This window comes from Kribbella sp. NPDC104740, from assembly GCF_055583505.1.
Genome location: NZ_JBVJNV010000001.1, coordinates 1582075 through 1602455, shown reverse-complemented (window position 1 = coordinate 1602455; position 20381 = coordinate 1582075). Strand labels below are relative to the sequence as shown.

Below are 20381 nucleotides of genomic sequence, written 5' to 3'. Positions count from 1 at the left end.
TCGATGGTCCGGTCCGGCTGCGCAGGCCCAGCGCTCTGGGCGCCGTACGGGGAGAGCCCCGAGAACACTTGCGCACGGTGCGCGAGGCGTGAGCGCAGGACGTGCACACGCGCCGCGGGCGCAGGACCTGAGTGCGGGCACGAGTGTGAGCGCGGGCGTCGGGTTCGCGCACTGCATGGGGCGCGAGCGCGGGGTCTATTCCAGGCTGCCCGAGGTCGCAGGCCCACCCGCCCCGGCCAGGACCCGCCCCGCCTCCACCCAGCCCACCCGGATCCGCCGAGCGGGCTCGACTCCGCCCGACCCACCCGCTTCGTCGATGATCCGGTTGCGCGGGCCCAGCGCTCTGGATGCCGTACGGGGAGAGCCCCGGCGACACACTCGCGTGCGGCGCGCGGGCACGGAGGCGAGGCAGGGGCGTGAGCGCTGGCCGCATGCGCAGAACGCCGAGTGTTAGCGCCAGGCGCGGGGTGCAAGCGCGGGCGTGGGGTGCGCGGCGTGTAGAGCGCGAGCGGCGGGCGCAGGCGTGAGCGTGGAACACGAGCGCAGGGCGCGAGCCGGCCGCGGGACGCCGAGTGTGAGTGCAAGGCGCCGAGCGCGGGGCTGAACGCGGGACCGCGAGCGCAGAACGTGAGCAGCCGCGGGCGCACGGCGTCGAGTGTGGGCGCGGGGCGCGGAGGCAAGCTCCGGGGCGAGCACGGGACGCGGGCGCGGAGCGCAAGCGCAGGACGTGAGAGCGCGCCTCCAAGCACGAGGCTCGGGCGTTAGCGCGGGTGCGGGGGTGTGCGGCGCGCAGAGCGCGGGGCGGCGCAGGCGTGAGCGCGGCCGCCGAGTGCGAGCGCGAGGCGCCGGGCGCGGGGATTAAGCGCGGGTGCGCGGCGCGCAGAGCGCGGGGCGGCGGGCGCAGGCGTGAGCGCGGGGTACGAGCGCAGGGCGTGAGCGCTGGTCGCGGGGTGCCGAGTGTGAGCGCGAGGCGCCGGGCGTGAGCGCGGGGTGCGGGGTGCGGGTGTTAGGAGCGCGGGGCGGCGGGCGCAGGAGTGAGCGCGGACTGCGGGCGTGAGCGCAGGGCATGGCGCCGGGCCCGGGGGCGCGCCTGACTTCGCCCAGTGCGCCGGGCTCCGTCCGGGCCGGTCCGACCCGCGCAGATCGACCGGTGGGCTCGGCTGGTTCGGGGTTCCGGTCGTCGTAGGAGAGCGCCCCGGGATGCTCCGCGCGGTGGGAGGGATTGGGCGTCCCTGGTTTGGTTCGGGGCTACCTGGGATTCTGGGAACGTGGACAGGCAGCAGTTGGCGGAGTTTCTTCGGATTCGGCGGGAAGGGCTTCGGCCTGAGGATGCTGGGTTGCCGGCTGGGGTTCGGCGGCGGACGCCGGGGTTGCGGCGGGAGGAGGTTGCGGCGCTGGCGACGATGTCGACGGATTACTACACGCGGCTCGAGCAGGCTCGTGGGCCGCATCCTTCGCGGCCGGTGCTGACTGGGCTGGCTCGGGCGCTTCGGCTGTCTACTGCTGAGCGGGATCATCTTTTTCGGCTTGCTGGGGAGGAGCCGGGGCCGCCGCCTGGGCCGCCCCGGGAGGTGCGGGGCGGGGTGCTGCGGATGCTGGCGCGGCTTGATGTGCCTGGGATGGTGCTCGACGCTAAGTACGACGTACTGGCTTGGAATCCGCTTGCTGCTGCGCTGATCACTGATTTCTCTGCGCTGCCGGAGGCTAAGCGCAATTTGCTGCGGCTTCGGTTTCTTGATCGGGCTCGGCAGGCTGAACTGTTCGGCGAGCAGGCGACTGCTGAGTTCGCGCGGGAAGCTGCTGCTGATCTGCGGGCGGCGACCGGCAAGTATCCGGATGATCCGTCGATCCGCGCGCTCGTCGCTGATCTGCTGAGCGGGAGTGAGGAGTTCGCGCGGATCTGGGCGTTGCATGAGGTGGGCACTCAGCAGTCGTTGTGTCAGACGCTTCATCATCCGGTGGTTGGGCGGATTGATGTGGTGGCTGAGGTGCTTGTTGTTCCGGAGCGGGATCAGCGGATTGTTCTGTACGCCGCTGAGCCGGGGTCGGCGTCGGAGCAGGCGTTGCGGTTGCTTGATGTGGTGGGGATTCAGTCGTTGAGTGCGCGGGGGTAGGGGCGGGCGGCGGGGGCTGGGGTTGTTTGTCGGGTGACCGGCGGGGGCTGAGGTTGCTTGTCGGCTGAGCGGCTGGGGCTGAGGTTGCCTGTCGGGTGACCGGCTGGGGCTGACGCACGTAGGGCGGGTGCGGGTGGTTCGGGCCTCGCGGCGCCGGCTGCGGGTTTGCGGTCGGGTGCGGGTAGGTGCCACCTGTGTACTTCTTGCCTACTTCCGACGGCCTACTAGCTACAGGCGCGCTGTTCGGGCAAGAAGTCAGCAGCCGTCACCTTGGGGTCGGCCACTGCCCTACACACCTTTGGCTTCGGTGGTGGGCCACTGTGGCTGAGGTTGCATTTGGCTGACTGGCTGGGTCCTCGCCGGTCAGGCTCGGCGTTGGGTGGCCCAGTCTCGGATTAGTTCTATGCGGTCTTTGAGTTGGGTCGACGACGCGTGGGCCGCTGCTGGGCCGCCTAGTTTGCGGCGGAGGTCGTTGTGGATGACGCCGTGGGGTTGGCCGGTGCGGTGGTGCCAGGCGGCGACGAGGCCGTTGAGTTCTCGGCGGAGGAGGGCTACCTGTTCGTGGGTGGCCAGCTCGACGGGGGTGGGGTCTTCGGTGGTGGTGCTGGTGCCTCGTTGGGAGCGTTTTTGCTGGGCGATGGATTTCGCCTGGCGCTTCTTGAGGAGCTCGCGGACCTGGTCGGGTTCCAGGAGGCCGGGGAGGCCCAGGAAGTCCATTTCCTCGTCGGAGGCCAGGTCGCCGCCGGTGCCGTAGTCGCCGCCGTCGAAGACGACGCGGTCGAAGCTGGCGTCGGAGCCTAAGGCCTCGAACTTGGCGTCGAGGTCGTCGCTGGCGCCTTCGGCCTGGTTGGCCTGCTTGATGAGGTCGTCCTCGAGGGCGAAGATGTCGCCGTCCTCGTTCGAGTTCTTGCGGCCTAGGACATGGTCGCGTTCGACCTCCATTTCGGCGGCGAAGCCTAGGAGGCGGGTGACTGACGGGACGAAGACCGATGCTGTCTCGCCGCGTTTGCGGGCTCGGACGAAGCGGCCTACTGCTTGGGCGAAGAAGAGTGGGGTCGAGGTGGGGGTCGCGTAGACGCCTACCGCGAGGCGTGGGACGTCTACGCCTTCGCTGACCATGCGGACCGCGACCATCCAGCGGGACTCGTCGCCGGAGAACTTCGCGATCTTCTTGCTGGCTGCTTTTTCGTCGGACAGGACGACGGTCGGGGCCTCGCCGGTCAACTCGCGGAGGACCTTGGCGTACGCGCGGGCGGTGTTCTGGTCGCCGGAGATGACCAGGCCGCCGGCGTCCGGCATGTGGCGGCGGACCTCGGTCAGCCGCTTGTCGGCCGCGGCCAGTACGGCGGGCATCCACTCGCCGGTCGGGTCCAGCGCGGTCCGCAGCGCCTGGGCGGTGAGGTCCTTCGTCAGCGGCTCGCCGAGGCGGGCCGCGACCTCGTCGCCGGCCTTGGTGCGCCAGCGCATCTCGCCGGAGTACGACATGAAGATGACCGGGCGGACGACGTGGTCGCGCAGGGCGTGACCGTAGCCGTAGGTGTAGTCGGCCTTGCTGCGGGCCGCGCCGTCGTGGCCGTACTCGTAGGTGACGAACGGGATCGGGTTGTCGTCGCTGCGGAACGGCGTACCGGTCAGGGCGAGGCGCCGGGTCGCGGGCTCGAAGGCCTCCTTGACGCCGTCGCCCCAGCTCAGCGCGTCACCGCCGTGGTGCACCTCGTCGAGGATCACCAGCGTGCGGAAGCGCTCGGTGCGGACGCGGAAGGCCAGCGGGTTCACCGCGACCCCGGCGTAGGTCACCGCGACGCCCTGGAAGTCCTTGTTGGTCCGGCCCTTGCCGCCGGCGAAGGTCGGGTCGATCGCGATCCCGGCCCGGTCGGCCGCCTCGGCCCACTGGACCTTCAGGTGCTCGGTCGGGGTCACCACGGTGACCCGGTCGATCACCCGCCGGTGCAGCAGCTCGGCGGCGACGGTCAGCGCGAACGTCGTCTTGCCGGCGCCCGGCGTCGCGACCGCGAGGAAGTCCCGCGGCTGCTGGTCCATGTAGAGCTGCAGCGCCTCCGCCTGCCAGGCGCGCAGCTTGCTGGCGGTACCCCAGGCTGCCCGGTCCGGGTAGGCCGGAGGAAGCACGGCTGGTGGTGCTGGCACGTGCGAATCCACGGACGGCATACTCCCCCGATACTCGACTGTCGGCCGTGCAGGAACGTTACCCGACAACGCTCAGACAATCAGATCGGCGGGCACCACCTCGACGTCGTACGGGCTGGTCAGCCGCGCGATCTCGTCCCCGGAGACCTTCGCGACCTGCGCATATGCCCCGTCCTGCATCTCCCAGACGATCAGGGTCGGCGTGTCGGGGTCGACCACCCAGTAGGACGGGCAGCCGGCGGCTTCGTACCGGGAGAACTTCAGCATGAGGTCGATCCGGCGGGTGCTCGGTGAGAGGACCTCCACCGCGAGCAGCGGCGCCTTCGGCAGGTCCCGTTCGGTGAAGTCGTCCCTGGCCGCGACGAGGATGTCGGGCTGCACGAGGGTGTCATCGGACAGGACGACGTCGAACGGGGCCGACAGAACGTACAGGTCGTCAGGACAGCTCAGCATCAGGCGGCTGAACAGACGACCGACCGCCAACTGATGCCGCAGGGACGGTGCCGGCGTCATGACCAGGACTCCGTCGATGAGCTCGTACCGGTGGCCGTCATTCGGCACCCGGTACAGATCGGCTCTGGTGATCGGGCGGAACGGGGCCCAGGGCATGCTGAATTCGGGTTCGGGCCGGGTCTCGATGGGTTCCACGAGTGTCATCGTGCCTCCTTGTTGTGGTCACACCAAGAACATGCCGTGATCTGCCCCGCGCCCGGCGGTTGTCCACAGACCAATTCGTGTCCACAACGTGCGGGCGCCCGCTGGCGCGGTCGGCCTACACTCGGTGCCATGAGTACTCAGTTGAGCCCGGGCGCGGAGACGGTTGTCGACGAGCGCACGCAGCCGTCGCTGGACAACGGTGACCACGAGCGGTTCTCGCACTACGTGCCGAAGGACAAGCTCACCGAGGCGATGGTGATGGGTACGCCGGTGGTCGCGCTCTGCGGCAAGGTCTGGGTGCCGAGCCGGGACCCGCAGAAGTTCCCGGTCTGCCCGGAGTGCAAGGAGATCTGGGACTCGCTCAACCCCGGTGACGACGACGAGGGTGACGAGTAGGCGCCCCAGTCAGTTCTGGGTGGGATCGTCCGGGTACGTCGCCAGGTAGGCCATCTGGTCCTTCTGGCGGCGCAGCACGCGCCGCCACAGGCCCTCGGGCTGCAGGCTGAAGACGTCGTCGGGCTCCGACGGTACGACGTACCAGGCGCCCTCGGTGATCTCGCCCTCGAGCTGCCCGCCGGACCAGCCCGCGTAGCCGGCGAAGATCCGCATCCGCTGGATCGCGCCCTCGATCAGCGCCGGCGGGACGTCGAGGTCGATCAGCCCGATCCGGCCGAAGCACTCGCGCCAGCCCGGCGGGTCCGCGGACTCGATCACCTCGGCGACCGCGAGCGCGCTGTCGGTGCCCACCGGGCCGCCCATGAACAGCACCCCCGGCTCGTTCACGGCGGTGGACCAGTCCGGCAGCACCTGGTCGACCTCGAGGTCGGCGGCCCGGTTGACCACCACGCCGAGCGCGCCGTCGTCGTCGTGGTCCAGCAGCAGGATCACCGAACGCCGAAAGGGCGGCTCGTCGAGCAACGGGGTCGCCACGAGCAACGATCCGGTCAGGGTCGAGGCCGTCATGACCCCATCATGTCGTGCCGCGGCGCTTTTGTACTGCGCGAAACCCGAGCCAGGCGCCGGTCGCCGTACCGAGCAGGTCGGCCAGCGAGTCCAACGGATCGCCGCTGCGCAGCGGCAGCAGGTAGTGCTGGACGAACTCGCTCCCGATCGCCTGGACGACCAGCGCCGCCAGCAACCACCGGGCCGGTACGCCGACCCGCAGGCCGAGGTACGCGACGACGGCGAAGATCGCGAAGTGGGCGACCTTGTCGAGGTACGGGATCCCCGCCGGCCCGGCCTGCCGGGGCGCGTAGAGCCCGTACAGCTGGACCAGGCAGGCCAGCACGAAGCCGGCCCGCCAGGCCCACACACTGCGCACTACAGCGACAGCGACGGCGCGTCGTCCGGGAAGACCTCGGCGGCCGGGGCCTTGCCGCCGGCGGCGTCCCGTACGGCGTGCGCCACCATCGTGTGCACCTCGGGGTGGAACACGCTCGGAATGATGTAGCTGGCGTTCAGCTCGTCGTCGGTGACGACGCCGGCCAGCGCCTTCGCGGCGGCCAGCTCCATCTCGATCGACACCGAGGACGACTGCGCGTCGAGCAGACCGCGGAAGACGCCCGGGAAGACCAGCACGTTGTTGATCTGGTTCGGGAAGTCGGACCGGCCGGTCGCGACCACCGCGGCGTGCTCGCCGGCGGCGGCCGGGTCGACCTCGGGGTCGGGGTTGGCCAGCGCGAACACAATCGCGCCGTCGTTCATGGTGGCGATGTCGTCGCCGTTCAGGATGTTCGGCGCGGACACCCCGATGAACACGTCGGCCCCGGCCACGGCGCCCTTCAGGTCGCCGCTGAACTGGGCGGCGTTGGTGTTCTCCGCGATCCAGCGCAGCTCCGGCGACAGCCCGTCGCGCCCGGTGTGGATGACGCCGCCGATGTCGGCGACGCAGGTGTCCTTGACCCCGGCCGCGATCAGCAGCTTGAGGATCGCCGTACCGGCCGCACCCGCGCCGGACAGCACGATCTTGACCTCGCTGATGTCCTTGCCGACCACGCGCAGCGCGTTGTACAGCGCGGCCACGACGACGATCGCCGTCCCGTGCTGGTCGTCGTGGAAGACCGGGATGTCGAGCTCCTCGCGCAGCTTGGCCTCGATCTCGAAGCAGCGCGGCGCGGAGATGTCCTCCAGGTTGATCCCGGCGAAGCCCGGCGCGATCGCCTTGACGATGCTGACGATCTCGTCGGGGTCCTGGGTGTCCAGGCACAGCGGCCAGGCGTCGATCCCGGCGAACCGCTTGAACAGCGCGGCCTTGCCCTCCATCACCGGCAGCGCGGCCTTCGGGCCGATGTTGCCCAGGCCGAGGACGGCCGACCCGTCGGTGACGACGGCGACGCTGTTGCGCTTGATGGTCAGCCGGCGCGCGTCCTCGGGGTTCTCCGCGATCGCGAGGCAGACCCGCGCCACCCCGGGGGTGTAGATCATCGAGAGGTCGTCACGGTTGCGGATCGGGTGCTTGGCCTCCATCGAGATCTTCCCGCCGAGGTGCATCAGGAAGGTCCGGTCGGAGACGCGGCCGATCTCGACGCCCGGTACGGCGCGCATCGCCTCGACCAGGCGGCCCGCGTGCGCGGTGTCGGCGGCGGCGCACGTCACGTCGATCCGGAGGCGCTCGTGGCCGGAGGCGGTCACGTCGAGCGCGGTCACCAGGCCGCCGGCCTGCTCGACCGCGGTCGTCAGTTTGCTCACCGTCGAGCCGCCCGCGGGCACCTCGAGCCGGACGGTGATGGAGTAGGAAACGCTCGGCAAGGCAGTCACGCCCGCGATCTTCTCATGGCCGTGGTGACGCCCCGGAGGTTCCGTACGTTGCGTCCATGAGCCGTCGCTGGGTAATCCTTTACTCGACGGCTAGGCTCGGCCCAGCGGAGGGAGGACGAATGGCCACGATCAGCGACGTCGCGGCGCTCGCGGGCGTCTCCACGGCGACCGTGTCGCGGGCCCTGAACGGCAAGGCGACGGTCGATCCCGACCTGGTCACGCGGGTCCGCAAGGCCGCCGACCAGCTCGGCTACCAGCCCAACGGGCCGGCCAGAAACCTGCGCAGGCAGGAGGCCGCGGTGGTTGCCCTGATCATCTCCGACGTGGAGAACCCGTTCTTCACCGCGATCGCCCGCGGCGTCGAGGACGTCGCGCACGAGGTCGGCTACTCGGTGGTGCTGTGCAACTCCGACGAGGACGCGAGCAAGGAGAACCGCTACATCGACATCGCGATCCAGGAAAGGGTTGCCGGTGTCATCTTGTCGCCAACCGGTACGACGTCCTCGGTCGAGAAACTGGCCGCCCGCGGGACGGCCTTCGTCGCCGTCGACCGGCCGTTGCCGCAGCAGGACAGCGATGTGGTGCTCGTCGACACCCGCCTGGCGGCGCGGCAGGCGACCGAGCATTTGATAGCCCAGGGCTATCAACGAATCGGTTGCATCACCGGCCCGGCCGGGGTCCGTACGGCGGACGACCGGCTCGCCGGCTACCGCGACGCGCTCAAGGCCGCCAAGCGGCGCAGCTCGACCAAGCTCGTACGCCGTACCGAGTACAAGGCCGCCGGCGCCCACAAGGCGGCGCAGGACGTGCTCGGCCAGGAGGAGCCGCCGGACGCGTTGCTGGTCGCCAACTCGGCGATGGCGGTCGGCGTGCTGCAGGCCCTGCAGGAGAACAAGATCCGCCCGGGCCTCGACGTCGGGATGGTCGCCTTCGACGACGCGCCCTGGGCCGCGCTGGTCGATCCCCCGCTGTCGGTCGTCGCGCAACCGGCGTACGAGATCGGGACGGTCGCGGCCCGGTTGCTGCTGGCAAGGATCACCGACGGCAGCCGGCCGCCGACCACGACCACGCTCGGCGCCCGGCTGATCGAACGCGGAAGCTCCCACCGCGGCTGACCTCGCCGCGGTGGGAGCCTCTCGAGCTACTCAGCCGTTCGGGTTCTCCTCGGCGTAGATCGACGCCGCGTTGGCCTTGTCGATCAGCCGCGTCGGCAACGTCTGCGACTTCTCGATCGTGCCGCAGTCGACCAGGATCTTCTTCGCCGCCGCGACCGCTTCCTTGCCGTTGGTCGGGTAGGTGAAGGTCGCGGTCAGCCGGCCCTGCTCGACGGCCTTGATGCCGCCGGACGGGATCGGCAGCGCGTCGATGCCGATGAACTTCATCTCCTTCTCGCGACCGACCGCCTTGGCCGCCAGGTACGCGCCCTCGGCCATCGGGTCGTTGTGCGCGTAGACCACGTCGATCTTCGGGTTGGCCTTGAGCAGCGCGTCCATCTGCGCCTGGCCCTTCTCCCGCAGCCAGTCGCCGGAAGCGGTGGCGATGATCTTGATCTTCGGGTTGGCCTTGATCCCGGCGGCGAAGCCCTCGTTACGCTCGGCCTGCGGCGTCGCGCCGGCCAGGCCCTTGAGCTCGACCACCGAGCCGCCGTTCGGCAGCACCTTCTCGGCGACGTACTTGCCGGCCTCGGTGCCGATCTGGACGTTGTCGCCGCCGATGAAACCGGTGTAGGCGTCGCCCTCGACCTTGCGGTCCAGGACCAGCACCGGAATGCCCTTGTCGAAGGCCTTCTTGACCACCGCGGTCAGCGGCTTGGCCTCGTTCGGGCTGATGATCAGCAGGTCGATCTGCTGGGTGATGTAGTTCTCGACGTCGGCGACCTGCTTGGCGTTGTCCTGCGCGGCGTCGGCGAACTTCACCTCGAACTGCGGCACCTGCGCCGCGGCGGCCTTGATGTCGTCGTCCATCCGCTGCCGGTACGGCTCGGCCACGTTGGCCTGGCTCATCCCGATCACGTACTTGCCGTCGGCCCCCTTGCACTCCTTGGAGCTCTGCGCCTGCGGTTCGTCCGACGTCCGCTCGCTGGTGGTCCCGCACCCGGCCAGGACCAGGGCAGCGACGGCCGCGACGGCCAGGGACAACTTGTGGATCTTCATCAGGGGTGGACCTTCCTCACGAGGCGGGCCGGAGCCGTTGCAGCGCGGCCGCCGCAACGATCACCAGGCCCTTGATCAGCAGCTGGATGTTGGAGTCGATGTTGTTCAGGGCAAGGATGTTGTTCAGTACGCCGAGCAGCAGCGCCCCGGCCACGGTCCCGGCCACCGAGCCGCGCCCGCCGGCCAGGCTGGTGCCGCCGATCACCACCGCGGCGATCGCGTCCAGCTCGTAGCCGATGCCGTCGTTCGGGCTGCCCTGGTTGAGCTGGACGGCGTGCACGACCCCGGCCAGCGAGGCGAGCAGCCCGCAGATCGCGAAGACCGCGATCTTGACCCGGATCACCGGTACGCCGGACAGCCGCGCGGCCTTCTCGTTGCCGCCGACGGCGTACAGGTGGCGGGAGAACGCGCTGATCCGCAGGAACACCACGGCCGCGACCGCGACCACGGCGAAGATCAGCACCGGGATCGGCACCAGGCCCCCGAAGGTCCGTTCACCCAGCAGAGCGAAGGTCGACGGCGCCTCGTTCGGCCCGTCGCCGTACGCGATCGCGACGCCCTGCCCGTCAGACCAGATCCGGGCCAGCCCGCGCGCTATCTGCAAGCCGGCCAACGTCACGATGAACGACTGGATCCCGATCATCGCCGTCGCCATCCCCTGCAGCGCGCCGAAGACCAGGCCGATCGCGAGCACCACCACGATCGAGGGCAGGAAACCCCAGTCGCTCTCGACCATCAGCACCGCCGAGCCGACCGCGGCCAGCCCGAGCACCGCGCCGACCGACAGGTCGATGCCGCCGATCAGGATCACGAACGTCATCCCGACCGCGATGATGCCGATCTCGGAGACCGCCCGGACCACGTTGGCCAGGTTGTCGGCGCTCAGGAACAGGATCGAGCCGTCGCGCCGGGGCGAGAAGATGATCGCGGCCACGAACACCGCCAGCAGCCCGAACACGCTCTGGAACCGGAACAGCGTCGCGGCCACGCCGCCGGACGCCCGCTCGACCGGCATCGCGGGCTTGTCCTGCACGGCGGTCACTGTGCTACCTCGTCGAACACGGCGCTCTCTCCCATGGCAGCGGCGAGCAGATCGCTCTCGCCGGAATCAGATGTCTTGAACGACGCGACGTCGCGTCCGTCCCGCAGTACGACGACGCGGTCGCAGACCCCGATCAGCTCGGGCAGCTCCGACGACGCCAGCAGGACGCCCAGTCCCTGCCCGGCGAGCTCGCCGAGCAGGCGGTAGATCTCGGCCTTGGCGCCGATGTCGACGCCGCGGGTCGGCTCGTCGAGCAGCAGCAGCTTCGGCTCGGTGAGCAGCATCTTGCCGAACACGACCTTCTGCTGGTTGCCGCCGGACAGCGTCCCGACGTCGTCCTGCAGCCGGCCGAACTTCAGCCGCAGCCGGTCGGCCATCTTCACCGACGCGACCCGTTCCATCCGGCGCGCGATCACGCCCAGCCGTCCGTACGCCGGCAGGCTGGACACGACCGTGTTGGCCAGGATCGAGTGGAACAGCACCAGCCCGGACGCGCGCCGGTCCTCGGGGACCAGGCCGATCCCCTGGGCCAGCGCGTGCCGTGGGTTGCGGGGCCGGATCTCCTGGCCCTGCAGGACGATCCGGCCGGTCTGCGTTCCGCCGGGCGCCACGCCGTACAGGGTCTCGAGCAGCTCGGTGCGGCCGGCGCCGAGCAGGCCGCAGAGGCCGACGATCTCGCCGGAGCGGACCGTGAGCGAGATGCCCTCGGGATCGCGGCGGCCCGGTCGCGGGCGGCGGGGCTTCAGCACCAGGTCCTCGACGCGCAGCAGCTCGTCGCCGGTGGAGACGTCGGGTGTGCTGAACATGGTCTGCACCGGACGCCCGACCATCGCCTCGACCACCTCGGCCGTGCTCAGCGCGCGCGGGTCGAAGCTGGTGACGATCTGCCCGTTGCGCAGCACGGTCGCGCGGTCGGCGACCTGGGCGATCTCCTCCATCCGGTGGCTGATGTAGACGATCCCGACGCCGGAGCGGCGCAGCTCGCGGATCACCGCGAACAGCCGCTCGACCTCGGAGTTGGTCAGCGCGGACGTCGGCTCGTCCATGATCAGCACGCGGGCGTCGAGCGAGATCGCCTTGGCGATCGTGACGAGCTGCTGCTCGCCGACCCGCAGCTCGCCGACCGGGCGGCGCGGATCGAGGTTCACACCGCTGCGTTCCAGCAGCGCGCGGGCCTCGCGGTCCATCCTGCGGCGGTCGACGGTCCGGTACGGCGTGCGCAGCTCGCGGCCGAGGAAGATGTTGTCGGCGACCGAGAGGGCGGGCACCAGGTCGAGCTCCTGGTGGATCATCGCGATCCCCGCGGCCTGCGCGTCGGTCGGCCCGTGGAAGCTGACCGGCGTACCGGCGATCTCGATCTGCCCGTCGTAGTCGGTGACGTCACCGGACAGGATCTTCATCAGCGTGGACTTGCCGGCGCCGTTCTCGCCGAGCAGCGCGTGCACCTCGCCGGAGCCCAGACTGAACTCGACCTGGTGGCACGCCTGCACCCCGCCGTACCGCTTGCCGATCCCCGACATCCGGACCAGGGCGGACTCGGCCATGACACCTCCGCGATCGGGTGAGTAATCGATTTCCCGGACGCTATGCCTGTGCTTGCCAGCCCGTCAACCCCTGGTTCGTTCCCGGACCGGAATCGATACCGGAACACCGTAGGAGGAGGGTGCCGCGGGCAGAACCTCTTCGATCCGGCTGGAAAGGCCGCCGTACGATCTGGCGGTGAGCATCGACCTGAACGTCGGGCCGCTGGCGGGGTCTGACGACAGCCCGTTCCAGCGGTTCCTGCTCGCGGCGCTGGAGGCCGCGAACGGGCACCTCGCGACGCTCGGTCTTCCACCGCACGACGAGCCTCGCGGGCCGGGTGGATTTTGCCGAGGTCGTGCACCTTGAAGTCGAGGGCGAGAACGTCGCGCTCGGCTCGGCACCGCGGTTGTTGTTCGAGTGCGCGCGGGTGCTCACGCTGATCGGCGCGGACGACTCAGACCTGAAGGTTGCCGTCGAGAGCTTCGGGGCTCAGCGGCTGGCTGAGCCGTTGCCGGGGTTTCCCGAGGAGCTACCGCTGTCGGACTACGGCGAGCCGGTTGGTGTGCTCGGGTGCGGGCAGCTGCTGTGGGCAGCCGGTCATGCGGTGCAGCTCAACGCATCCGTGTACGTGCACTAGTCCTCGTCGAGCCACGCCCGTACGGCGTCGTTGTGCTCGCCCAGTCGCGGCGGCGGCAGATTCGTCTCGCGCGCCCCGGCGTACGGGTTGTCGTCGAAGCGCAGCGGCGGGCCGGGGAGCTGGATCTTGCCCAGCTCCGGGTGCTCGACGTCGACCAGCAGGCCCTGCGACCGGGTCTGCTCCCACTCGTACACCTGCTGGAAGTCGCGCACCTTGCCCGCTGGGATCCCCGCCTCCGCGAGCCGCCGCAACCACACGTCAGCGGGCTCCGCGGCGAAGGCGGCTTCGATCGCCGCGGTCAGGAGATCGCGGTGCGCGACCCGCTCGGCGTTGCTCGCGAAGCGCCCGTCGTCCGGGTCGAGCCCGACGATCGGCGCGAACGTCCGCCACTGCCCCTCGCTGCCGACCGCGACCTGGATGCTGTCGTCCCGCGTGGAGTACATCCCGTACGGCGCGATCTGCGCGTGGTGGTTGCCGACCCGCTCGGGCAGCTGCCCGGCGACCGTCCACTTCGTCCCGTGGAACGCGTGCACGCCGACCACCGAGGCGAGCAGCGACGTCCGGACCACCCGGCCGCGCCCGGTGATCGCGCGTTCGTGCAGCGCCGCGAGCGCGCCGTACGCGCCGTACATCCCGGCCAGCAGGTCGGCGATCGGCATCCCGGTCTTGGTCGGCTCGCTGGCGCCGGTGATGCTCATCAGCCCACCCTCGCCCTGCGCGATCTGGTCGTACCCGGCCCGCCCACCCTCCGGCCCGTCGTGCCCGAACCCGGTGATCGACAGGATCACCAGGCCCGGATTCAGCTCGTGCAACCGCTCGACGGAGAACCCGAGCCGGTCGAGCACCCCCGGCCGGAAGTTCTCGATCAGCACATCGGCCTTACCGACCAGCCGGGTCAGGAAGTCCTTCCCCTCGGCCGACTTCAGATCAGCCGTCACCGACTCCTTGTTCCGGTTCGCCGACAGGAAGTACGTCGACTCGCCACCCACGAACGGCGGCCCCCACCCGCGGCTGTCGTCCCCACCGGCCGGCGTCTCGACCTTGATCACCCGCGCCCCGAGATCCCCCAGCATCATCGCGGCATGCGGCCCGGCCAGCGCACGGGTGAGGTCGACCACGACAACGTCCGAGAGAAGGTTCTGCACCCAACCACCCTAGGGGCGCAGCGCCATGGCGCAGTTCACAGCGCTCTAGGCGGCGGCCTTGCGAGCGAGTGATGCCAGGCGGTGGGTGACGTCTCTGGGGCGTTCCTGCATCAGCATGTGCCCGGCGCCCGGGTACATCCAGAGGCGGGAGGACGGGATCAGCTGGGCGATGCGGTTGGCGTGGCGTGGGGGCAGCAGGCGGTCGCGGGTGCCGTGCATGATCTCGACCGGGATGGTGTCCAGGACGGCGAGGGCGTGGCCGAGGTCGTGCTGGGTGATGGCCTCGAAGAAGCCGCTGAAGGAGCGGCCGGGGAGCACTTGCAGGTCGGCGAGCAGGACGTCGACCTCGGCGGGGTCGACCTTCTTGCCGAACACCAGTTGCTTCACCGCCGGGCGGCGGAGGCGGGTCGAGGCGAGCTGGCGCCAGGCCTTCAGCTCGGCCTCGACAGCTTGGCGCCGCTCGATGCGGGCGCCGGCGAGGTTCATCGCTCGCGGCGCGACCAGCGCGGCGGCGCCGTCCAAACGCGCCGGCAGCCCGAACGCCCGCGACGTCATCTGGCCGGACGACGTGCTGACCAGCGCCGCTCCAGCGATCCGCGAGCCGAAGAGCTCCGGGTGCCGGTCGGCGAGCGCCATCAGCGTCATCCCGCCCATCGAGTGCCCGGCGTACACCACCGGCCCAGTCGGCGCGACCTCGTCGAGCACCGTCACCAGGTCGTCGGCTAGCTGCTCGATGCGCGTCGTACCAGCAGGCGCCGCATCCGAGCGTCCGTGCCCGCGGTGGTCGTAGGCCACGACTCGCACCCCGTCCACCCCCAGTACGCCGGGCAGCCCCGCGAACTGGTGGTGCCAGCTGCGGGTCGAGCACGTCCAGCCGTGCGCGAGCACGACCGTCACCGGCGCGTCGGCCGAGCCGGTCGTCTCGACGTGCAACCGCACGCCGTCCGGCGTGATCACCCCAGCTCGCTCCGCCTGCATGGTCATATCTTCTCCACTCGATCCGCTTCGCGCTCGGACGCGCCGCTCAGGTACGCCGCGCGCATCCGCCCGCCGCGGGCGCCGCGCCCGACCAGCCAGGCGATCCCGAGGATCTCCAGCAGCCCGACGACCGCGAGCAGTGCGTACCCGCCGTTCCACATCCACTGCGGTACGTCGGTCCGCTCCTCCCGGCGCAGCACCTCCTGCTCGCCGATGAACTGCACGGTCTGCCCGTTCGACACCTGCACGGCCGGCTTCTGGATCGCCGCGTCCTCCGGCGCGTAGACCCAGGCCGCGACCAGGTCCCGCGCGCCCTGGTGCAGCCGCACCATCGACTTCCACTTCCCGTACATCGGCAACGGCTCCTGCGACCGGTAGACGCCGTCGGCAACCTTCTGCAGCGGGTGCAGCTCGAGCCCGCCGCCCTGCCAGGCCATCGCCTCGAACCAGCGCGCCCCCTCGGCCGCGTCGACCGGGTCCACCTTCACCGTCACGTACGCCGTCGGCTCGGCGCCGGTGGCAACTTGTTCCAGCGAGATCGTTGCCGACACCCCCGGTTCGGCCGACCGCGGCACGCAGAAGAACACCACGCCGAGCACCGCGACCAGCCCGACAGCTCCGAGCTGATGCGTACGCCGTACGTCGGACGCCACCCGCGCCTCGCCCGCGACCTCGGCGTACCGGGTCGCCAGCCACGCGCCGACCAGCCCGGCGCCGATCCCCGCGACCACCCCGAAGCCGAGCGCGGACGGTAGCATCGACGAGGGCCAGCGGATCGGCATCCAGACCTGGCTCCAGCCGTACTCCGCGAGCAAGCCGACGGTCCCGGTCAGCGCACCCGCGACCGCACCCAGCCGGAACCGGTTCTTGTTGCCCAGAGCAAGCGCCGTGAGCTCGACCAGCACCGCTTCGGCGATCAGCAGCGGGAAGTGCCCGAGGATCTCACCGAGCGGCTGGTCGACCGCCCAGGCGATCCCGCCGCGGATGATCAGGTAGACCGCGAGCGCCCCGAACGTGCTGAACGGCCCGCGCCGCGCCCGCAGTACGGTGAAGGCGAGAGCGGCCCCGAACACGATCAGGATCGGCTGCAGCACCAGCGGGAACTGCGGCACGCCGTAGTTGAACTCGGTGCTGAACAGGTCCCAGGCGATCAGCAAGGCGCCGACGGCAACGATCTCCTGGAACCGGCGCCACCGGTTGCTCCCGACAAGTTGTTCGACCTCGGCCGAGGCCAGCAGCCGGGCGAAGATCGACAGCACCACACCGCCGATCATCAGCAGGTGGGTCGGCCCCCAGAGCGTGACGTCCTCGCCGAACAGCCGGTGCCAGACGTCGTCGAGCGGGAAGCCGACCAGCGCGAACGTCCCGCAGACGGTGACCAGCGCGGCGCTGCACGGGATGTGCCAGCCCTGGGTCAGCTTCAGCGTCCGGGCCGGCAGCGGCTTGCGGGCGAGCGCGATCGGCAGCACGCCGGACACGATCACGCCGAGGATGCCGAAGAAGATCGGGTAGTGCGCCGGGGTCCCGAACGGGCCGGTGTCGCGGCCCTTGTCGATGTGCACCGCGATGTCCCACCAGACCCCGAAGGCGCAGGACAGCAGCGAGACGGCGTGCAGGTACGGCGTGAGCGCGGCCCATCGGGGGACTCCGTCCAGTCTCCCGATGGTGTCCGCGAGACGCCCTACCAGCGTGGCGTGCCCGGTGCGTTCCCGCCACAGCAGGACGGCGAGTGCGGCGTACAGCAGTCCGACGAGTCCGGTGACGATCGCGATCTGGTCGAAGCTCGCGGTACCGGTCGAGGCGGCCAGTGGGACGGTCATCGCGTCACTCCTGCGGGATCGGCGGGACAGCGGGCATGCGCCATGGAGGATGTTACATAAGATATGTAACGTCGAGTCTGGAAGACTGTCAAGCGTGGAGGGACAGCAGGCACCCGAGGAGTACACGGTCGACCAGCTCGCCGCGAAGGTGGGCATGACGGTCCGCAACGTGCGTGCGTACGCCGGACGCGGGCTGATCCCGCCGCCCCGGCTGGTCGGCCGGACCGGGTACTACGGCGCCGACCACGTGGCGCGGCTCACGCTGGTGCGCGAGCTGCTCGACAAGGGCTACACGCTGGCCGCGGTCGAACGGATGATGAGCGAGCTCCCGGACGGCGCGCTCGCGCTCGGGGTGTTCGAGACGCTGGTCAGCCCGTGGTCGCCGGCCGAGCCCGAGGTGATCACCGAGCACCAGCTGGCCGAGCGCGCCGGGATCCCGCACGACGCGAGGACGATCGAGAAGCTGATCGAGCTGGGCATCGCCGAGCGTGTCGAGGACGACCGGCTCCGGATCCCGAACCCGGACCTGCTCCGCACCGGCCTCGAGGTGATCAAGCTCGGCGTCCCGCTGGACGCGATCTTCGAGATGCTGCCGAAGCTGTTCGAGCAGGCCGACCAGGTGGCGAAGATCTACGTCGAGCTGTTCCGCGGCACGGTCTGGCGGCAGTTCGCCGACGCGGGGCTGCCCCCGGAGGGCTGGCCGGAGATCCAGCGCACGCTGGAGAACATCATCCCGCTGGCCGGCCAGGCCCTGGTCGCGGCGTTCCGCGAGGCGATGGGCCGCGAGATCGAGGTCGCGGCGTACGAGGAGCTCGGGCTGCCCCCGAACGACCTACCGTCGACCGGCTGATCCGGTAGCGCGATGTAACGAAGCTGAAGCCGGGACCGATAGTATCGGCAATACACGCACCTAACCCGCCAGACTCCCCCGAAGGATTTGAACCATGAATCATTTGGAGATTTAAGGTGGTTGGCAGGGATGCGCTGGTTGGCTATGTACTCGAAGAACTGATTGCCAAGCTGATTCAAAGCGCGGGCTACCGCGTGCTGACCGACGAGTCTGATGACCCCGAAGAGTTGACGACAAGGCCAGGAACAGGTGACCTACTTGTTCGGGGCCGTGGCGGCGTGCACCAAGTTGACGTGCTCGGTGAGTTCACAATTATTCCCGCCTTCAGTCAACCGATTCGCCTGTTCGTAGAGGCCAAGGCGCGAAAAGGAAAGACCGGAATCGGTGTGGTACGCAACGCCGTTGGAACGATTAACGACGTCAACCAAGCATGGATGATCAGATACTCGAAGAGTCGATCGCGGCGAACTTACCTTTATGCCCTATTCTCAGCAAGCGGATTCAGTAGGCCTGCCCAAGACTATGCACTTGCTCACCAAATCTCTCTTATAGATCTCTCTGGACCGGAATGGGCTCCGCTCCTCAGAGTGGCTTCCCAGACGGCCGACCGAATTCTTCGATCAATGCCAGGTGGCAATCAAGGGTTCCCGACAGCCCGCTTTCGAACCCTCGCTAGATCATCATTGGGAACGGCTAAGATCGGAATGCAGGAGAGCCTGCACGGCGCAGCCATCGAATCGGCGAGTTGGCTGAGAGCCGAATGTGAGACGATGGCCGCAGACCTGTCTGATGCCTTAAATGGCGCAGTCCTGGTGTTTCCCGCAGGAGGCCAAGCACTTCTCGCCAGGGTCGACGACATCGAGCAGTTCTTATCCATTGTCGACACCGCTCCAGATCAGCGCGTTTGGATCGACCCTCAAAGCGTGCGCCGGGGTGCAACATCAAGACGTTGGATTATCAGGAGCACTGACCACGAAAGCTACACAATCCAACTGACCTTACCAATTGAAACTGAAGAACAAGCCGTCGGAGAAGGTGAGCGGCGCGAGCAGGCGCCAGTTGCGATAAATGACCTCGGCGGCCAACTAGATATTCTGTGGGACCCTAGCGGTGAACTCGCACAAAGACTGCCAGGGCCTCGCATATTTCGGCTTCGATTCAGCACCCGAGGAATGCGTTCCTAAGTCGACCGGTAGGGGAGTCATATCTACCGGATATCCCAAACAAGCTTCACCGGGTATACCTGATTCAAATCCTGGCGCCACCTGGTCAGACCGTGCGACCTAGCCTCAAAGACCTCCCGACGAGCAGCCACATCCCCTAAGCCAGCCGTCGACCGTAACCCACCCGAATCCCCGCCGAGCTGAACGACGCCCTTGCGGTGTAGACACGGTGCATCCCAAGATGCCCACAGTCGGGCAGTCCGGTCTCGGCCCAGGATTGACCCCTTCCGCAGAACCACAGCGAACTCGTATGCGATATCCATCCCGAGGTCGTACCAAACCGCGGTATTACCCTCGTCGGACGAACTGCGGCATTTGCAGGATGTTGTGCGGGTACGGCAGCGGCTTCTCCCCCGCCTCGGTCAGCCGCTGCATCTGCTCCTCCTCCAGCACCCAACCGGCAGCCCCCAGGTTGTCCGCCAACTGCTCCGGCGTCCGCGCTCCGATGATCGGCGCGGTCAGCCCCGGCCGCTGCATCACCCATCGCAGCGCGACCTGCGCCGGCGTCTTGCCGGTCTCCTCAGCGACCGCCACCAGCGCGTCGATCACCCGCCAGGTCCGCTCGTTGTCGTGTGCCGCCCAGTCCTCAGCGCTCGATCGCGACTCAGCCGGCGGCGCACCAGCAGCCTTCGCGTACTTCCCCGACAACCACCCACCAGCCAGCGGACTCCAAGCGATCACCCCCGCACCTTCATTCAAGGCGACCGGGATCAAATCCAGCTCGGCGTCCCGATCGAGCAGGTTGTAGAGCGGCTGCAACGCGACGTACGGCTCCAGCCCGCGATGCCGCGACAGGTCGATCGCCTTCTGGAACTGCCACCCGGTCAGGTTGCTCGCCCCGACGAACCGGACCTTCCCGCTGCGCACCAGCGCGTCGAGCGTCGTCAGCGTCTCCTCGATCGGCGTCGCGTCGTCCCAGACGTGAATCTGGTAGAGGTCGATGAAGTCGGTCCCGAGCCGCCGCAGACTCGCCTCGACGCCAGCCATCACGTGCTTGCGACCAGCACCCCGCACCGGCAGCCCGGGCGCCGCTTCGCCGTACACCTTGGTCGCGATCACCAGCTCGTCGCGGTCCCGCGTCTTCAGCCAGCTGCCGATCATCTCCTCCGACACCCCGCCCGAGTAGGTGTCCGCGGTGTCGACGAACGTCCCGCCTGCCTCGACGAAGGCGTCCAGGATCCGGTGCGCGGTGGGCTCGTCGGTGCCGCCGCCGAACGTCATCGTGCCGAGGCACAGTTCGCTGACCTGCAGACCGGTGCGGCCGAGAAAGTTGGTGTCCATCCGGCCACTCAACCTGCTGGAGCGCGCTCCAGGTCAAGGCCCCGATTTCCCGGAC

Annotated in this window: 19 protein-coding genes and 1 pseudogene; 8 read left to right on the top strand and 12 right to left on the bottom strand. The window is 69.3% G+C overall.

Going from position 1 to position 20381, the window contains the following annotated elements:
- Window positions 1-1103: 1103 nt before the first annotated feature.
- Both ACZ6Z4_RS07435 and ACZ6Z4_RS07430 read left to right on the top strand, forming a co-directional pair.
- Window positions 1104-1508, top strand: a pseudogene (locus ACZ6Z4_RS07435) (helix-turn-helix domain-containing protein); the annotation flags it as partial.
- A gap of 75 nt (window positions 1509-1583) precedes the next feature.
- Window positions 1584-2114, top strand: a complete 531-nt coding sequence (locus ACZ6Z4_RS07430) for an MmyB family transcriptional regulator (RefSeq protein WP_465560607.1) — start codon at window positions 1584-1586, stop codon at window positions 2112-2114.
- 363 nt (window positions 2115-2477) lie between these two features.
- On the opposite strand, the gene ACZ6Z4_RS07425 is transcribed toward ACZ6Z4_RS07430, so the two are convergent.
- Window positions 2478-4280, bottom strand: coding sequence for a DEAD/DEAH box helicase (locus ACZ6Z4_RS07425; RefSeq protein WP_465559256.1), 1803 nt, complete (start codon window positions 4278-4280; stop codon window positions 2478-2480).
- A 51-nt stretch (window positions 4281-4331) separates the two neighbouring features.
- Window positions 4332-4916: a Uma2 family endonuclease gene (locus tag ACZ6Z4_RS07420; protein WP_465559253.1), complete on the bottom strand. Its 585-nt coding sequence runs from the start codon at window positions 4914-4916 to the stop codon at window positions 4332-4334.
- Window positions 4917-5045: 129 nt separating this feature from the next.
- Here ACZ6Z4_RS07420 and ACZ6Z4_RS07415 point away from each other — a divergent pair, with 129 nt between their 5' ends.
- The gene (locus ACZ6Z4_RS07415; protein WP_465559250.1) at window positions 5046-5312 is read left to right on the top strand and encodes a DUF3039 domain-containing protein; all 267 of its coding nucleotides are present in this window, start codon (window positions 5046-5048) and stop codon (window positions 5310-5312) included.
- A gap of 9 nt (window positions 5313-5321) precedes the next feature.
- On the opposite strand, the gene ACZ6Z4_RS07410 is transcribed toward ACZ6Z4_RS07415, so the two are convergent.
- The 3 genes from ACZ6Z4_RS07410 to ACZ6Z4_RS07400 are packed head-to-tail and all read right to left on the bottom strand — an operon-like array spanning window position 5322 to window position 7673.
- The gene (locus ACZ6Z4_RS07410; RefSeq protein WP_465559247.1) at window positions 5322-5879 is read right to left on the bottom strand and encodes a YqgE/AlgH family protein; all 558 of its coding nucleotides are present in this window, start codon (window positions 5877-5879) and stop codon (window positions 5322-5324) included.
- A gap of 7 nt (window positions 5880-5886) precedes the next feature.
- Window positions 5887-6237, bottom strand: a complete 351-nt coding sequence (locus ACZ6Z4_RS07405; RefSeq protein WP_465559244.1) for a VanZ family protein — start codon at window positions 6235-6237, stop codon at window positions 5887-5889.
- A complete protein-coding gene (locus ACZ6Z4_RS07400; protein ID WP_363673117.1) occupies window positions 6237-7673 on the bottom strand; it encodes an NAD-dependent malic enzyme in 1437 nt (478 codons plus the stop codon). The genes ACZ6Z4_RS07405 and ACZ6Z4_RS07400 overlap by 1 nt, the downstream gene beginning before the upstream one ends.
- Before the next feature lie 119 nt (window positions 7674-7792).
- Here ACZ6Z4_RS07400 and ACZ6Z4_RS07395 point away from each other — a divergent pair, with 119 nt between their 5' ends.
- Complete coding sequence (locus ACZ6Z4_RS07395) at window positions 7793-8788, top strand: LacI family DNA-binding transcriptional regulator (RefSeq protein ID WP_465559240.1); 996 nt, start codon at window positions 7793-7795, stop codon at window positions 8786-8788.
- Window positions 8789-8818: 30 nt separating this feature from the next.
- Here ACZ6Z4_RS07395 and ACZ6Z4_RS07390 read toward each other — a convergent pair whose 3' ends face one another.
- Genes ACZ6Z4_RS07390 through ACZ6Z4_RS07380 form a run of 3 tightly spaced genes read right to left on the bottom strand, consistent with a single transcriptional unit; the run spans window position 8819 to window position 12412 of the window.
- Window positions 8819-9826: a substrate-binding domain-containing protein gene (locus ACZ6Z4_RS07390; protein ID WP_465559237.1), complete on the bottom strand. Its 1008-nt coding sequence runs from the start codon at window positions 9824-9826 to the stop codon at window positions 8819-8821.
- A gap of 16 nt (window positions 9827-9842) precedes the next feature.
- Complete coding sequence (locus tag ACZ6Z4_RS07385) at window positions 9843-10868, bottom strand: ABC transporter permease (protein WP_363673123.1); 1026 nt, start codon at window positions 10866-10868, stop codon at window positions 9843-9845.
- The gene (locus tag ACZ6Z4_RS07380) at window positions 10865-12412 is read right to left on the bottom strand and encodes a sugar ABC transporter ATP-binding protein (RefSeq protein ID WP_465559233.1); all 1548 of its coding nucleotides are present in this window, start codon (window positions 12410-12412) and stop codon (window positions 10865-10867) included. Before ACZ6Z4_RS07380 ends, ACZ6Z4_RS07385 begins: the two co-directional genes overlap by 4 nt.
- 175 nt (window positions 12413-12587) lie before the next feature.
- On the opposite strand from ACZ6Z4_RS07380, the gene ACZ6Z4_RS07375 reads away from it, so the two are divergent.
- Both ACZ6Z4_RS07375 and ACZ6Z4_RS07370 read left to right on the top strand, forming a co-directional pair.
- Entirely contained in the window at window positions 12588-12758 is a 171-nt protein-coding gene (locus tag ACZ6Z4_RS07375; protein ID WP_465559229.1) for a hypothetical protein, read from the top strand.
- The gene (locus tag ACZ6Z4_RS07370) at window positions 12748-13029 is read left to right on the top strand and encodes a hypothetical protein (protein WP_465559226.1); all 282 of its coding nucleotides are present in this window, start codon (window positions 12748-12750) and stop codon (window positions 13027-13029) included. Before ACZ6Z4_RS07375 ends, ACZ6Z4_RS07370 begins: the two co-directional genes overlap by 11 nt.
- Here ACZ6Z4_RS07370 and ACZ6Z4_RS07365 read toward each other — a convergent pair.
- Genes ACZ6Z4_RS07365 through ACZ6Z4_RS07355 form a run of 3 tightly spaced genes read right to left on the bottom strand, consistent with a single transcriptional unit; the run spans window position 13026 to window position 16972 of the window.
- Complete coding sequence (locus tag ACZ6Z4_RS07365) at window positions 13026-14174, bottom strand: CaiB/BaiF CoA transferase family protein (RefSeq protein ID WP_465559221.1); 1149 nt, start codon at window positions 14172-14174, stop codon at window positions 13026-13028. The two genes, ACZ6Z4_RS07370 and ACZ6Z4_RS07365, sit on opposite strands and share 4 nt — an antisense overlap.
- A gap of 45 nt (window positions 14175-14219) precedes the next feature.
- Window positions 14220-15158, bottom strand: a complete 939-nt coding sequence (locus ACZ6Z4_RS07360) for an alpha/beta fold hydrolase (protein ID WP_465559217.1) — start codon at window positions 15156-15158, stop codon at window positions 14220-14222.
- Window positions 15155-16972, bottom strand: coding sequence for a hypothetical protein (locus tag ACZ6Z4_RS07355; RefSeq protein ID WP_465559214.1), 1818 nt, complete (start codon window positions 16970-16972; stop codon window positions 15155-15157). The genes ACZ6Z4_RS07360 and ACZ6Z4_RS07355 overlap by 4 nt, the downstream gene beginning before the upstream one ends.
- Before the next feature lie 94 nt (window positions 16973-17066).
- Between ACZ6Z4_RS07355 and ACZ6Z4_RS07350 the strand changes: the two genes are divergently transcribed.
- Entirely contained in the window at window positions 17067-17822 is a 756-nt protein-coding gene (locus ACZ6Z4_RS07350) for a MerR family transcriptional regulator (RefSeq protein WP_465559211.1), read from the top strand.
- Window positions 17823-17938: 116 nt separating this feature from the next.
- Window positions 17939-19006, top strand: a complete 1068-nt coding sequence (locus ACZ6Z4_RS07345; protein WP_465559208.1) for a hypothetical protein — start codon at window positions 17939-17941, stop codon at window positions 19004-19006.
- Between the two features lie 327 nt (window positions 19007-19333).
- On the opposite strand, the gene ACZ6Z4_RS07340 is transcribed toward ACZ6Z4_RS07345, so the two are convergent.
- Window positions 19334-20326, bottom strand: coding sequence for an aldo/keto reductase (locus ACZ6Z4_RS07340; protein ID WP_465559204.1), 993 nt, complete (start codon window positions 20324-20326; stop codon window positions 19334-19336).
- Window positions 20327-20381: the final 55 nt, after the last annotated feature.

Excerpts from the sequence above, each read along its gene's own strand:
- ACZ6Z4_RS07425 (WP_465559256.1), bottom strand. The coding sequence starts at position 4,280 with ATGCCGTCCGTGGATTCGCACGTGCCAGCACCACCAGCCGTGCTTCCT.
- ACZ6Z4_RS07420 (WP_465559253.1), bottom strand. The coding sequence starts at position 4,916 with ATGACACTCGTGGAACCCATCGAGACCCGGCCCGAACCCGAATTCAGC.
- ACZ6Z4_RS07415 (WP_465559250.1), top strand. The coding sequence starts at position 5,046 with ATGAGTACTCAGTTGAGCCCGGGCGCGGAGACGGTTGTCGACGAGCGC.
- ACZ6Z4_RS07410 (WP_465559247.1), bottom strand. The coding sequence starts at position 5,879 with ATGACGGCCTCGACCCTGACCGGATCGTTGCTCGTGGCGACCCCGTTG.
- ACZ6Z4_RS07395 (WP_465559240.1), top strand. The coding sequence starts at position 7,793 with ATGGCCACGATCAGCGACGTCGCGGCGCTCGCGGGCGTCTCCACGGCG.
- ACZ6Z4_RS07390 (WP_465559237.1), bottom strand. The coding sequence starts at position 9,826 with ATGAAGATCCACAAGTTGTCCCTGGCCGTCGCGGCCGTCGCTGCCCTG.
- ACZ6Z4_RS07380 (WP_465559233.1), bottom strand. The coding sequence starts at position 12,412 with ATGGCCGAGTCCGCCCTGGTCCGGATGTCGGGGATCGGCAAGCGGTAC.
- ACZ6Z4_RS07360 (WP_465559217.1), bottom strand. The coding sequence starts at position 15,158 with ATGACCATGCAGGCGGAGCGAGCTGGGGTGATCACGCCGGACGGCGTG.
- ACZ6Z4_RS07355 (WP_465559214.1), bottom strand. The coding sequence starts at position 16,972 with ATGACCGTCCCACTGGCCGCCTCGACCGGTACCGCGAGCTTCGACCAG.
- ACZ6Z4_RS07340 (WP_465559204.1), bottom strand. The coding sequence starts at position 20,326 with ATGGACACCAACTTTCTCGGCCGCACCGGTCTGCAGGTCAGCGAACTG.